This is a genomic window from Flavobacterium sp. CFBP9031, assembly GCF_034044945.1.
Classification (GTDB): Bacteria; Bacteroidota; Bacteroidia; order Flavobacteriales; family Flavobacteriaceae; genus Flavobacterium.
This window is the reverse complement of the sequence record NZ_JAXCWF010000002.1, coordinates 379,838-392,258: the sequence shown is the minus strand read 5'-3', so window position 1 is coordinate 392,258 and position 12,421 is coordinate 379,838. Positions and strand designations below refer to the sequence as shown.

Sequence of the window (12,421 nt, the reverse complement as noted above, 5' to 3'; positions counted from 1 at the left end):
TTAAAAAAAAACTTTAATTATATTTAACTGCACATTTTTTTTCAATTTTGTCTTACATTTGCAACCATGATAAAATCAGTCAATATACTTAACAAAAGAGCCCGATTCGATTACGAAATAATCGATACGTACACTGCTGGAATTGTTTTGGCAGGAACAGAAATTAAATCTATACGTTTAGGGAAAGCAAACATTACAGAAAGTTTTTGTGAATTTAGTGGTATGGAACTTTTTGCCATCAATACTTATATTGAAGAATATTCTTTTGGAAATCAATTCAATCATAAATCTAGAAGTGAGCGAAAATTACTTTTAAACAAAAAGGAGTTAAAAACGCTACATAAAAGTGTTCAGGCAAAAGGACTTACTATTATCCCTTTGAAATTATTTACAAATGAAAAAGGTTTAGCCAAATTACAGATCGGTCTTTGCAAAGGAAAGAAGAACTATGACAAACGTGAATCTCTAAAAGAGCAAGATACTAAACGAGATTTAGACCGTATTAAAAAAGCTTACAACTAGTAAGCTTTTTTATTTTTACACAAAACACTTATAATTAACATTTTATAGTTATTTTTACTTATAACCAATTTAACTGTAAAATATGAAAAAGTACTTAGTTTTGTTTTTCGCTATTGCAGCGTTTTCAAGTTGTGGCAGTAATACTTCTATTGTAAACAGCTGGAGAGATCCTGATGTAACGATTGCTCAGGAACAATTTAAAAAAGTTTTGGTTGTCGCTTTAGTCAAAGATGAAGCTTCGAGACGAATTACAGAAAACAGAATTGCGGCAAGCAATCCAGTATTTAAAACTTCGTATCAATACTTAAATGCAACTTCACAATTATCACAAGAACAAAAACTAAAGGTTTTACAAGACGAAAATTTTGACGGAGTAATCAGTATGCGATTAGTCCGCAAAGAAAAAGAAGTTAATTATGTTCCTGGCACTGATACAGGAATGTACTATGGCGGTTTTGACGGAATGTATACAGGAATGTACGGTTATGGTTTTGGAAACTGGTACGGAATGTATTCTCCAAATTTTTACGATCCTGGATATTACCAAGAAACCACATCTTACATGGTAGAAACCAATGTGTTTTCACTAAAACAAAACAAATTAATCTGGACAGGAACTACAGAATCGCAATATGTTACCGATTTAGGACAAACCGTTGATGCGATAATGCAAGCTGTTGTAAAAGAAATGAGAAAAGACGGATCACTTCCTCCCAAATAAAACATCAAGAGCAGTATTTCAAAAATGCTGCTTTTCTTTTGCTTGAAAAATTGACTAGTTTTGTCAAGACTAAATCTTTCATAGAATGAAATCACTTTTAAAAAACGCTAGAGAGCAGAAAGGTTTAAAAACTCGTGAGTTAGCTCAGCTTGCTGATATAGATCAAGCTTTGATCAGTAAATTTGAATCGGGAACGAGAAAACCAACTAAAGATCAAATTTCTAAATTGTCTCAGCTTTTGGAGATTGATTATGAAACTTTAATGGTTGCTTGGCTTAAAGAGAAAATTCTTTATGAAATTGGTAATGAAGAATTTGCATTGAAAGCCTTAATTTTAGCCGAACAAGAAATTCAAAACAATAAAAAAGAAATCAACTCAGCAATACTATCTTCTATTCAAAATATCTTGGATGAAATTGAACTCTTAAAAAATAAAATTCATTCTTTTAATCATTTTGAGTACCGTCAAATTTCAAAAACTTTAGAAATAGAATTTATTTTTAAAAGCATTTATTTAAACAAGAATCCACTAACCTTGGAAGAAACTAAACTAGTCTTAAATGAAGGATTGACCGTTTCTGGAAAAAGTATGCAAAATCATCTTGAAGCCATTAATTTTCAAGAAGCAACATTTTACATTAAAGATCTAACTCAAAAGAAAACAGCATTCAATGAAAAAGATTTTCTTTTGCTTCATACTTTTATTTTTAAAGGGTTGGAATCTGAAATTTCCGGAAAATATATCAATGATAAACTTATTACACGCGAAATGAATTTATTTTTTAATTGGTACGAATCGCAAAAAAACAATCTCCATCCCTTAATTCTCGCATCTGAAGCTCATCTAAAAATAGCTGAAATTAAGCCTTTTGAAAATGGAAATCTTCAAATGGCAAATCTAGCATTAAATTGGATTTTAATCCAACATAATTATACATATGTCACAATTGATGAAAATCAAAAGAGTATAGATGAGTATTTTTCTGTTTTGGAGGAAAGTCAGATTCAGAATGATAAATCAATTTTTATTAATTATATAATTAGAATCGAAAAAGAAAATCTAAAAAGAGCGATACAACTAATCGAAAAATAAAAAAGCCCAGCTAAAACTGGGCTTCGTATTAATTTTTATCTTCTAATAAAGGAACAAATCTAAACTCTCCAAACTCATGTTTTTCAAATTGAGTTTCATTCTTTCTAATTAATAAAGTCATAATCTGAACATCTTCTCCTAAAGGAATAACAAGCCTTCCCCCTATTTTCAACTGAGCCATTAAAGGCTGCGGAATAAAAGGCGCACCTGCTGTAACTATAATACTATCAAACGGAGCAAAATTTGGCAATCCTTTATATCCATCTCCAAAAGAAACATGCTTTGGACGAATGTTTAATTTTGGAAATAAGTTAGAAGTTGCTTTAAACAATTCACTTTGTCTTTCAACAGTAAATACTTTAGCGCCTAACATAAATAAAACGGCAGTCTGATAACCAGAACCCGTTCCTATTTCCAAAACTTTATGATCTTTCTTAACTTCAAGCAATTGCGACTGAAAAGCCACCGTATAAGGTTGAGAAATGGTTTGCCCTGCACCAATAGGAAATGCCTTGTCTTGATAAGCGAAATCTTCAAAACTTGAATTTAAAAAAAGGTGTCTTGGGATTTTTTTAATGGCATCCAAAACCGCTCTATCAGTAATTCCTTTTTGTTCTAAGGTGGTTACTAATTGATTGCGAAGTCCTTGATGTTTGGCAGTATCTTTCAAAATGGGTAGGTTTTATTTTCGCAAAAATAAGAAACAAAACAGGATTTCAAATATTGATTTTTAAATATTAAATTAATAAAGCTAAAAGTTGAAATGTGAATTGCGAAATATAAACCGTAAAACGTAAAATGTCGACCGTTAAATACCGAAAGTCATAACTCATATTTACATTTCACATTTCACAATTCGATAAATTCATTTTCAGGTTAAACAAATAAATTATATTTTTGTTTAAAATACATTCTCATGTTAAAAGTAGGAGTTTTAGGTGCTGGTCATCTTGGTAAAATACATTTACGCTTATTACAACAATCTGACAAATACGAATTAGTTGGATTTTACGACGAAAATCAAGAAAATGCCGAAAGAATCTCTAAAGAGTTTGGCTATAAAAACTTCAGCACAATTGCAAAACTTATTCACGCTGTCGACGTGATTGACATTGTAACTCCAACACTTTCACACTATAAATGTGCAAAAGTTGCCATCAAATCAGGAAAACATATCTTTATTGAAAAACCAATCGCTAATACAGTTGAAGAAGCCGAAGAAATTATTGCTTTGGCAAAAGAGTACAATGTAAAAGGGCAAGTTGGTCACGTAGAGCGTTTTAATCCCGCTTTTATCGCTACAAAAAACATGATCGAAACCCCGATGTTTATTGAAACGCATCGTTTGGCCGAATTTAATCCGCGCGGTACAGACGTTCCTGTGGTTTTAGATTTAATGATTCATGATATTGATGCCATTTTAAGTGTAGTAAATTCAAAAGTAAAAGATATTCACGCCAGTGGAGTATCTGTAATTAGCGATACTCCAGATATTGCCAATGCCAGAATTGAATTCGAAAATGGTTGTGTAGCCAACTTAACAGCAAGCAGAATCTCATTAAAAAACATGCGTAAGTCACGTTTCTTCCAAAAAGATGCTTACATTTCTGTTGACTTCTTAGAAAAGAAATGCGAAGTAGTACGTATGAAAGATGCGCCAGAAGTTCCTGGAGATTTTGACATGATTCTTCAAAACGCTGAAGGTGTAAAAAAACAAATCTATTTCACCAATCCAGATGTGGAGCAAAACAATGCAATTCTGGACGAATTAGAATCTTTTGCAAATGCAATCAATACAGATACTACACCAGTTGTAACATTGGAGCAAGCTACAGATGCTTTGCGCGTGGCTTATCAAATTATTGCTTGTTTCGATAAATAATTAAAATAATTTTAAAAATAAATTAGCCACGAAATTCGCGATCAAGTTGCGAATTCGTGGCTAAATCGTAAAATATAATATACTAAAGGTAATATGAAAACAATAGCTGTAATTGGAGCAGGAACAATGGGTAACGGAATTGCACATACTTTTGCGCAAAGCGGATTTACTGTAAAATTAATCGACGTTTCTGAAAAATCATTAGATAAAGGAATGGCAACCATTGCTGCTAACCTAGATCGTATGCTTTCTAAAGGAACAATTACTCAAGAAGATGTTGCTAAAACTATCACCAATATTATTACTTACACAGATATAAAGGACGGTGTTGTTGGTGTGGATTTAGTAGTTGAAGCAGCAACTGAAAACGTTGAATTAAAACTAAATATCTTCAAACAATTAAACGAATATTGCTCGCACAATACCATTTTAGCAACCAATACTTCTTCTATTTCAATTACACAGATTGGAGCTGTTGTAGCACATCCTGAACGTGTTATCGGAATGCACTTTATGAATCCGGTGCCGATTATGAAATTAGTCGAAATCATCCGCGGATACAATACAAGCGATGAAGTAACTAAAATCATCATGACTTTATCTGAAAAATTAGGTAAAGTTCCTGTTGAAGTAAATGATTATCCAGGTTTTGTAGCAAACAGAATCTTAATGCCAATGCTAAATGAAGCAATAGAAACGTTATACAACAAAGTCGCAGGAGTTTACGAAATTGATACCGTAATGAAATTAGGAATGGGACACCCAATGGGACCTCTTCAATTAGCTGATTTTATTGGTCTTGACGTTTGTCTAGCAATCTTAAATGTAATGTACGACGGATTCAAAAATCCAAAATATGCTCCTTGTCCATTATTAGTAAACATGGTGAGAGCTGGTAAACTTGGAGTAAAATCTGGAGAAGGTTTTTACGATTACAGCGAAAGTAAAAAAGCAGAGAAAATCTCCAAGCAATTTTTGTAAAATCTGATTTGTTCAATGAAAAAAATAATCTTTCTAGTCATTCTAATAATTTTTAGTTTAATTACTCTTTATTATTACAAACCAGTGACTATTGATTATTTATTTGGAATAACTAGAACTTTACAGCAAGAAAATGGATATCAACTAGATATCAACAACAAAAGGTATGACAATTGTGTCTTTAAAAGTACCGAGAGTTTTGATAAAAAGCGAAAACACAATTTTTTAATTTTATATTTAAGAGATTTAAAAATAAAATCAGACTTTGAAATAATCGTTGTAAATCTTGATGATAAAGTAGTAGGCTATTTTTGTGGTTCTGATAAGTGCTATGACAAAGTATTTGGCACTCTTTTTCAAAGTGATATGGGTTCTTTTTATACTCCTTTAGAGGATGATGCAAAAGGGCCTGGATTCGATACTAAATTAAAAATGGAAAATAAAAAGATCGATTTTTACATTCCATCAGAAAGAAATGAAAGCTTACACATTCAGCTTTCAAAAAAATAAATAAAATGTCAATAGCATCAAACTTACATACAATCAAAGCAACTTTACCTGAACAGGTAACTCTTGTTGCCGTTTCTAAAACAAAACCTGTTTCAGACTTAATGCAAGCGTACGAAGCAGGCCAACGCATTTTTGGAGAAAACAAAATTCAGGAAATGACCGAGAAATGGGAACAAATGCCAAAAGACATTCAATGGCATATGATTGGTCATGTTCAGTCCAATAAAGTCAAATTTATGGCGCCTTATGTGACTTTAATTCATGGTGTTGACAGTTTAAAATTATTACAGGAAATCAATAAACAAGCTTTAAAAAATAAAAGAATTATAGATTGCCTTCTTCAAATTTACATTGCAGAAGAAGAATCTAAATTTGGTTTGGATGAAAACGAATTAAATGAACTTTTAACTTCTCCAGAGTTTAAAGAATTAAAAAATATTCGTATCTTAGGTTTAATGGGAATGGCAACTTTCACAGACAATCAAAACCAGATTAAAAAAGAATTTACCCATTTAAAATCCATTTTTGATTCGATAAAAGATCTAAAAACTGAAAACTGCAGTTTGAACACGATATCGATGGGAATGTCTGGAGATTATCAATTGGCAATAGAATGCGGAAGCACAATGGTTCGCATTGGAAGCAGCATTTTTGGAGAGAGATAATTTCAAAACCAAGACTGTAAGTGTGCAGCGATACGCCTACACAGCAAACTGAATACTAAAAACTGAACACTGATTACTGAATTTGTACGCAATACTAGACATAGAAACTACAGGAGGACAATTTAATGAAGAGGGAATTACTGAAATCGCCATCTATAAATTTGATGGGCATGAAGTAGTAGACCAATTCATCAGTCTTGTCAATCCTGAAATTCCGATTCAGCCCTTTGTAGTGAAATTGACTGGAATCAATAATGCGATGTTGCGTTCTGCTCCAAAGTTTTACGAAATCGCCAAACGCATTATCGAAATTACTTCAGACTCTGTAATTGTGGCTCACAATGCTTCTTTTGATTATAGAATCCTTAGAACAGAATTTCGCCGTTTAGGCTACGATTTCGAAGCCAGAACACTTTGTACAGTAGAATTAGCCAAAAAACTAATTCCAGAACAACCTTCATACAGTTTAGGAAAACTAGTGCGCGCGCTCGGAATTCCTATGGCAGACAGGCATCGTGCAAGTGGAGATGCTATGGCAACGACAAAGCTGTTTAAAATGCTTTTGGAAAAAGACACTGAGAAAACAATCGTAAAAGATTTTATAAAACTCGAAGTCGAAAAAGGAATTTCTCCAAAACTCTTAGATATCTTAAATCAAATGCCAGCCAAAACCGGCGTTTATTATATTTATAACGAAGGGGGAACTTTGATTTATATTGGCAAAAGTCAAAATATCAAAAAAAGAGTCAATCAGCATTTTACTGGAGTTACAACCAAAAGCAAAAGAATTCAGGCTGAAGTCTTTACCATAACTTACGATGAAACTGGAAGCGAATTAATCGCTCTTTTAAAAGAAAGTCAAGAAGTAAAAATAAATCGTCCGAGATACAATCGTTCGCAAAAGAAAACTGTTTTTCCTTTCGCCTTATATGCCGAAAAAGATGAAAACGGATACATCAATTTAAAACTTGAAAAAGCAGACGGACGTAAAAAAGAAATAACCTCTTTTGCTTCTTTGCAAGAAGGTAAAAATGCACTTTTTAGGTTTACAGCAAAATATCATTTGTGCCAAAAACTAACCGGTTTATATCAAACCAAAAAAGAGTGTTTTCAATATAAAATCAAAGAATGCGATGGCGCTTGCGTTGGCGAAGTTACACCTGAAGTTTACAATTTAAGAGTACAGCAGTTTATCTCAGAAAACAGTTTCGAAAATAAAAGCATGATCTTAATAGACAGAGGCCGAAATGTAAACGAAAGAAGTGCGATTTTAATAGAAAACGGAACCTATCAAGGTTATGCTTATTACGATTTGAATCATCAAATCACCAATATTGATATCCTCAAAAACATTCTTATTCCAATGCCGCACAATCGTGATGTGAAAAATATCATTCAGAATTACATCCGAAAAAGCAAATCACTAAAAATACTTCATTTTTAACAAAACAAAACTTTCATTATCTTTAATGATATGAAAAATAAAAAATCACAATACGAAATCTTCAGGGAAAAAGTCAAAATTATTCTATATGGTACCAATACCATTTTAGGACGAATGTTCGATTTAGTATTGCTGGGTTTAATCCTGCTGAGTGTTCTCCTAATAATGCTCGATACTGTTGAAGGAGTCAGTTCTAAATATCATGAACAATTATTGATATGCGAATGGATAATTACAGTTTTTTTCACCATCGAATATATACTGAGAATTATTTCTATTCAAAAACCAGTTAAATACGTTTTCAGCTTTTACGGAATCATCGATTTGCTTGCCGTATTACCCATGTATTTATCGATCTTTTTTCCTGGTGCGAGTATTCTATCCATTGTAAGAGCACTCCGTTTTCTTCGATTGTTCAAGATTTTGCATATTCCGCAAATTAATCATCAATCTTTACAATTAAAAGAAGCTATAGAAGCTAGCAAAGAAAAAATTCTAGTTTTCATTTATTTTGTCTTAATCAGCACTGTTATAATCGGTACAGTCATGTATTTGGTTGAAGGCAGAGAATCAGGATTTACAAGTATCCCCATGGGAATTTATTGGACAATTGTTACTTTAACAACCGTTGGTTATGGCGACATTTCTCCTCAAACTCCTTTAGGACAATTTATTGCGGCATTTGTAATGATTTTAGGTTACGGAATAATTGCTGTTCCAACCGGAATTGTTACAGCCGAATTTGCAAAAAGCAGCCTAAGAAGCAATTCAGTAAGCGGAAAAAAAACATGCCGAAAATGTCAGTCGCAAGTTCATTTTGACAATGCAAAATATTGTTACGAATGCGGAACAGAATTGCCAAATAATTAATTTAGAAGCTAATCCAGCTGTACATTGCAACTCCTCCTTATATTTGTAATTTTTAAGGCATAAAAGGAGCTTCCGTTGGTCGCTCTTTTACACCAAAAAAATGCAACAAATATAAGTCCGGGGTTTCCATTTCCATCTGGGCTAAAAAATATGAAATATCTAATTACCATTGTCGGACCAACAGCTATCGGGAAAACAGCCCTGAGCATTGCTTTGGCACAGCATTTTAAATGCGAAATTGTTTCTTGCGACAGCCGTCAATTTTTTAAAGAAATGACAATTGGAACCGCTGTTCCCAGTCAGGAAGAATTAAGTGCTGCAAAACACCATTTTATTCAAAACAAATCCATTTTCGAAAATTATACCGTTGGCGATTACGAAAAAGAAGCACTTTCAAAACTAGAAGAATTATATCAAAATAATGATTTTGCAATTTTAATTGGCGGATCAGGTTTATACGTCGATGCCGTTTTAAAAGGTTTTGACGAATTTCCAGAAATTGCTCCAGAAATTCGTACCGAAGTAAATTCAAACTATGAAAAATTAGGAATCGAATATCTTCAAGAACAATTACAAAATTTAGATCCAGATTATTATCAAAAAATAACAATCCAAAATCCGCAGACCTTACAAAATCCGCAACGAATGATGCGTTTTGTAGAAGTTTGCATTGGATCGCAAAAACCCTATTCTTCATTTCTAAATTTGAAGAAAAACAACAGAAACTTCACTCCTATTTTAATTGGCTTAGATGCCGACAGAGAAATCATCTATAGCAGAATAAACCAACGTGTCGATATTATGATGGATATGGGATTATTGGAAGAAGCCAAATCACTTTATCCTAACAAAGAGTTAAATGCTTTACAAACGGTCGGTTATAGAGAATTATTTAGTTATTTTGACGGAGATTTCACTTTGCCATTCGCAATTGAAGAAATAAAAAAGAACACACGTCGATTTTCTAAAAGACAATTAACGTGGTTCAAACGAAATGAAAACACGAAATGGTTTGATTATTCGACTAATAGAAATGAGATTATTCATTACATCGAAGAAAATCTAAAATCTAAAATCTAAAATTAGCAATGCCTATATCACCAAATTTCACATCAGTTTTAAGTAAAGACTGGGAAATTAATTTTACACAATGTACGCCAAATGGCTACTTAAAATACACCGATTTATGCAATCTTTTACAGCTTACGGCCGCTGCACATTCAGAAGTTGGCGGAATCAGCTTTACAGATATGCAGGAATTTGATCAGGCTTGGGTTTTAAGCAGAATGCGTGTAGAAGTAACTGCGTTACCAAAATGGCAAGATGTTGTAACAGTAAAAACTTGGATTAATAGTCTTGAAAATTCACGTTCGGTTCGTGCACTTGAGATGTATGTAAATGGGAAAAAGATTGTTGGAAGCGAAACCTATTGGGCCGTTTTTAATACCAAAGCACGTCGTCCAGAAGCCTTAGCTTTGCCTTATGAACATTTCGAATTGTTCCCAGAAAAAAGAGCAACAACAGAAGGCTTTTCTAAAATAAATATCAACCACGAAAAAGAAGCTGTTTTCGAAAAAACAGTTTATTTATCAGATTTAGACATTGTAAACCACGTCAATAACGTAAAATATTTAGAATGGTGTCTAGATCATGTCGATCCAAAAAGAATTATAAAACAAGAAGTAAAAAGCTTCGAAATGAATTTTATGAAAGAACTTTCATTAAACGATAATGTTGTAATTCATGAAAGCGAAGACGATAATCATACCACAGCAACATTCAGTATAACAAAAGAGGAAAAAACCTGTTTTGCTTTGGAGCTGCACTGGAAGTAAAAGAATTTTATAAATAAGTTTTCTTTCCTGTTTTCCCGCAATATTGTCATTTCTGTAAAAGTTACTTATTTCGGTAACGGATTTATCATTTCGATTGGCTTTTTTCCATCAATTCCCTGATGTGGTCTTTCATGATTGTAATAATATAAATATTGGAGCAATTCTTCTTTTAGTTCTTCTTGAGAATCAAAATCTGTATCTCTTAATAAATCCTCTTCCAGAGTTCTCCAAAACCTCTCTACCTTGCCGTTTGTTTGTGGGCGGTAAGGTCTGGTGTATCTATGTACTATTCCTAACTCCATTAACATTCTTTCAAAAGGATGATTATTTTTTACTTTGCTTGTTTTAGGGCCAAATTCAGCTCCATTATCAGATAATATCTCTTCAAACTTTATTTCATAATGGCTGCTTAAAATGTTTAAGCATTTTAATGAGGCAAACATGACTGTTAAACTTGTTATATCTGGCACTAATTCAGCCCAGGCAATCCGGCTGTAATCATCAATTACACACACTAAATAGAGTTTTTTACTTTCTCCTCGAATTATGCTTTTGCTTAAATAATGGCAATCAATATGACCCAGCTGTCCCATTCTTTCCTTGATTATTTTCTGATGATTCTTTTTAATCTTCGGAGTTAATCTGTTTATTTTATGCCGTTTTAAAATATTATAAACTCCTGAATAGGAAGGTGTATGCTTTCCTAATTTGGGATTCAATATACTAACAATTTCATATCTGTTGTTTCCTTTTTCTCTTAATTCAATTACTTTTTGTTCTATAAAAGGCAAAGGGCGTCTGGTTTTATATCTTGGACCTCGTTTTTGGGGCAGTAAATCTATTGACTTTCCGCTCTGCTTATAGCGATTGTAATACTTTAAAAAACTTTTTCTGCAGGTGTCATTGGCTGTATAAAAATCCATTGCTTTTTTATAAAGCGGATGAGTTTTGCTTTTTACCTGTTCATATTCTTTTATTAGAAAACGATATTTCTCTAAATAGTTCCGCTCTAGTGTCGAATCCTGACTATTATTTCTCATCGCAACAAAATTTATTAAAGTTAAATTTTGTTACCGAATTATCTAACCTTTACAATTTCGACGAAGGAGACCCGAGCGATAGCGAATAGGCGAAGCAAATCTCCACAAGAAGCTCTACAAAGATTGGACATTCGTTGCGGAGTTACTCGCGGAGATTTCTCCTTCGTCGAAATGACAAACTTTATCTAAATATTCTTCATAGAACACAAAAAAAACGATGCTAAATTGCATCGTTTTTTGTTTAAAAATTACTTTGATTTCTTTTTAGAGCCTTTCTTAGATTTATCCTCTTTCTTCTCTTTCTTCTTTTTCAACAAATCAACTTTACCTTTAATTCTTTTCTCAACTTCACTAATTCCAGAGTCATAATCATGCTGAATAGAATATAATTTTGCTTGCTTTATTTCTTTTAAAGCTTCTTCAAATTTATGTTGTACTTCTAACAGAATTGTTTTTTTGATGTAAATTTCAGACTTGTTTATTCCTTTTACAGTTAAAGCAAAATCAATTAGCTTTTGAGCTTCTTCATAATCTTCATTCACAATCAAGGTTTGCAAATAATACGGATATACTTCAAGCGCATGAATATTAATAGATAAAGCTTGCTGAAAATAAGATTTCGCCTCTTCATAATTCATTAATTGTTCTGCCTGAATTCTTCCGTATAAACACAAAACCATTGTATTCTTTGAATCATAAGAAAAAGCATAATCCAAAGATTCTATAGTTTCTTCAAGCGAATAAGGATAATTATCCAACGCTTGAAAAAGGTATTTATCAATTGTTTTCATTTTATGTGTCTATTTATTGTTTTTTTTTGGTCACATACAATTTGCATATCACCATTCATTTCTGCGA

General features: G+C 32.5%; 14 protein-coding genes. 11 read left to right on the top strand and 3 right to left on the bottom strand.

The annotated features are described in order from the left end of the window. Positions 1 to 66: 66 nt before the first annotated feature. The 3 genes from smpB to SOM12_RS05220 all read left to right on the top strand — a co-directional run bounded on the left by smpB (position 67) and on the right by SOM12_RS05220 (position 2,336). Positions 67 to 522 carry an SsrA-binding protein SmpB gene (gene smpB / locus SOM12_RS05230; protein ID WP_095927676.1) on the top strand — a complete coding sequence of 152 codons (456 nt, stop codon included), beginning with the start codon at positions 67 to 69 and terminating at the stop codon, positions 520 to 522. A gap of 82 nt (positions 523 to 604) precedes the next feature. Further along, complete coding sequence (locus SOM12_RS05225) at positions 605 to 1,243, top strand: hypothetical protein (protein ID WP_320492651.1); 639 nt, start codon at positions 605 to 607, stop codon at positions 1,241 to 1,243. An 85-nt stretch (positions 1,244 to 1,328) separates the two neighbouring features. Then, positions 1,329 to 2,336, top strand: coding sequence for a helix-turn-helix domain-containing protein (locus SOM12_RS05220; protein WP_320492650.1), 1,008 nt, complete (start codon positions 1,329 to 1,331; stop codon positions 2,334 to 2,336). Between the two features lie 28 nt (positions 2,337 to 2,364). Here the strand turns inward: SOM12_RS05220 and SOM12_RS05215 are convergent, their stop codons facing one another. Continuing rightward, on the bottom strand, positions 2,365 to 3,006 hold the full coding sequence (locus SOM12_RS05215; protein ID WP_095927679.1) for a protein-L-isoaspartate(D-aspartate) O-methyltransferase: 642 nt from the start codon (positions 3,004 to 3,006) through the stop codon (positions 2,365 to 2,367). Positions 3,007 to 3,252: 246 nt separating this feature from the next. Between SOM12_RS05215 and SOM12_RS05210 the strand changes: the two genes are divergently transcribed. The 8 genes from SOM12_RS05210 to SOM12_RS05175 all read left to right on the top strand — a co-directional run bounded on the left by SOM12_RS05210 (position 3,253) and on the right by SOM12_RS05175 (position 10,523). Continuing rightward, the gene (locus SOM12_RS05210) at positions 3,253 to 4,218 is read left to right on the top strand and encodes a Gfo/Idh/MocA family oxidoreductase (RefSeq protein WP_320492649.1); all 966 of its coding nucleotides are present in this window, start codon (positions 3,253 to 3,255) and stop codon (positions 4,216 to 4,218) included. A 93-nt stretch (positions 4,219 to 4,311) separates the two neighbouring features. After that, on the top strand, positions 4,312 to 5,199 hold the full coding sequence (locus SOM12_RS05205) for a 3-hydroxyacyl-CoA dehydrogenase family protein (protein ID WP_095927681.1): 888 nt from the start codon (positions 4,312 to 4,314) through the stop codon (positions 5,197 to 5,199). 15 nt (positions 5,200 to 5,214) lie between these two features. Continuing rightward, positions 5,215 to 5,709, top strand: a complete 495-nt coding sequence (locus SOM12_RS05200) for a hypothetical protein (protein WP_320492648.1) — start codon at positions 5,215 to 5,217, stop codon at positions 5,707 to 5,709. A gap of 5 nt (positions 5,710 to 5,714) precedes the next feature. Further along, positions 5,715 to 6,374, top strand: coding sequence for a YggS family pyridoxal phosphate-dependent enzyme (locus SOM12_RS05195; protein ID WP_320492647.1), 660 nt, complete (start codon positions 5,715 to 5,717; stop codon positions 6,372 to 6,374). An 82-nt stretch (positions 6,375 to 6,456) separates the two neighbouring features. Then, positions 6,457 to 7,818 carry an exonuclease domain-containing protein gene (locus SOM12_RS05190; RefSeq protein ID WP_095927684.1) on the top strand — a complete coding sequence of 454 codons (1,362 nt, stop codon included), beginning with the start codon at positions 6,457 to 6,459 and terminating at the stop codon, positions 7,816 to 7,818. A 30-nt stretch (positions 7,819 to 7,848) separates the two neighbouring features. Further along, positions 7,849 to 8,688 (top strand): ion transporter, encoded by an 840-nt coding sequence (locus tag SOM12_RS05185; protein WP_095927685.1) that lies wholly within the window; start codon positions 7,849 to 7,851, stop codon positions 8,686 to 8,688. Between the two features lie 150 nt (positions 8,689 to 8,838). Continuing rightward, positions 8,839 to 9,768 carry a tRNA (adenosine(37)-N6)-dimethylallyltransferase MiaA gene (miaA, locus tag SOM12_RS05180; RefSeq protein WP_320492646.1) on the top strand — a complete coding sequence of 310 codons (930 nt, stop codon included), beginning with the start codon at positions 8,839 to 8,841 and terminating at the stop codon, positions 9,766 to 9,768. An 8-nt stretch (positions 9,769 to 9,776) separates the two neighbouring features. Beyond that, positions 9,777 to 10,523, top strand: coding sequence for an acyl-[acyl-carrier-protein] thioesterase (locus SOM12_RS05175; protein WP_320492645.1), 747 nt, complete (start codon positions 9,777 to 9,779; stop codon positions 10,521 to 10,523). 65 nt (positions 10,524 to 10,588) lie between these two features. Here SOM12_RS05175 and SOM12_RS05170 read toward each other — a convergent pair whose 3' ends face one another. Continuing rightward, the gene (locus SOM12_RS05170) at positions 10,589 to 11,563 is read right to left on the bottom strand and encodes an integrase core domain-containing protein (protein ID WP_320492644.1); all 975 of its coding nucleotides are present in this window, start codon (positions 11,561 to 11,563) and stop codon (positions 10,589 to 10,591) included. A 248-nt stretch (positions 11,564 to 11,811) separates the two neighbouring features. Further along, positions 11,812 to 12,354, bottom strand: a complete 543-nt coding sequence (locus SOM12_RS05165; protein WP_320492643.1) for a hypothetical protein — start codon at positions 12,352 to 12,354, stop codon at positions 11,812 to 11,814. Positions 12,355 to 12,421 lie beyond the last annotated feature (67 nt).

Excerpts from the sequence above, each read along its gene's own strand:
- smpB (WP_095927676.1), top strand. The coding sequence starts at position 67 with ATGATAAAATCAGTCAATATACTTAACAAAAGAGCCCGATTCGATTAC.
- SOM12_RS05225 (WP_320492651.1), top strand. The coding sequence starts at position 605 with ATGAAAAAGTACTTAGTTTTGTTTTTCGCTATTGCAGCGTTTTCAAGT.
- SOM12_RS05220 (WP_320492650.1), top strand. The coding sequence starts at position 1,329 with ATGAAATCACTTTTAAAAAACGCTAGAGAGCAGAAAGGTTTAAAAACT.
- SOM12_RS05210 (WP_320492649.1), top strand. The coding sequence starts at position 3,253 with ATGTTAAAAGTAGGAGTTTTAGGTGCTGGTCATCTTGGTAAAATACAT.
- SOM12_RS05205 (WP_095927681.1), top strand. The coding sequence starts at position 4,312 with ATGAAAACAATAGCTGTAATTGGAGCAGGAACAATGGGTAACGGAATT.
- SOM12_RS05200 (WP_320492648.1), top strand. The coding sequence starts at position 5,215 with ATGAAAAAAATAATCTTTCTAGTCATTCTAATAATTTTTAGTTTAATT.
- SOM12_RS05195 (WP_320492647.1), top strand. The coding sequence starts at position 5,715 with ATGTCAATAGCATCAAACTTACATACAATCAAAGCAACTTTACCTGAA.
- SOM12_RS05185 (WP_095927685.1), top strand. The coding sequence starts at position 7,849 with ATGAAAAATAAAAAATCACAATACGAAATCTTCAGGGAAAAAGTCAAA.
- miaA (WP_320492646.1), top strand. The coding sequence starts at position 8,839 with ATGAAATATCTAATTACCATTGTCGGACCAACAGCTATCGGGAAAACA.
- SOM12_RS05175 (WP_320492645.1), top strand. The coding sequence starts at position 9,777 with ATGCCTATATCACCAAATTTCACATCAGTTTTAAGTAAAGACTGGGAA.
- SOM12_RS05170 (WP_320492644.1), bottom strand. The coding sequence starts at position 11,563 with ATGAGAAATAATAGTCAGGATTCGACACTAGAGCGGAACTATTTAGAG.
- SOM12_RS05165 (WP_320492643.1), bottom strand. The coding sequence starts at position 12,354 with ATGAAAACAATTGATAAATACCTTTTTCAAGCGTTGGATAATTATCCT.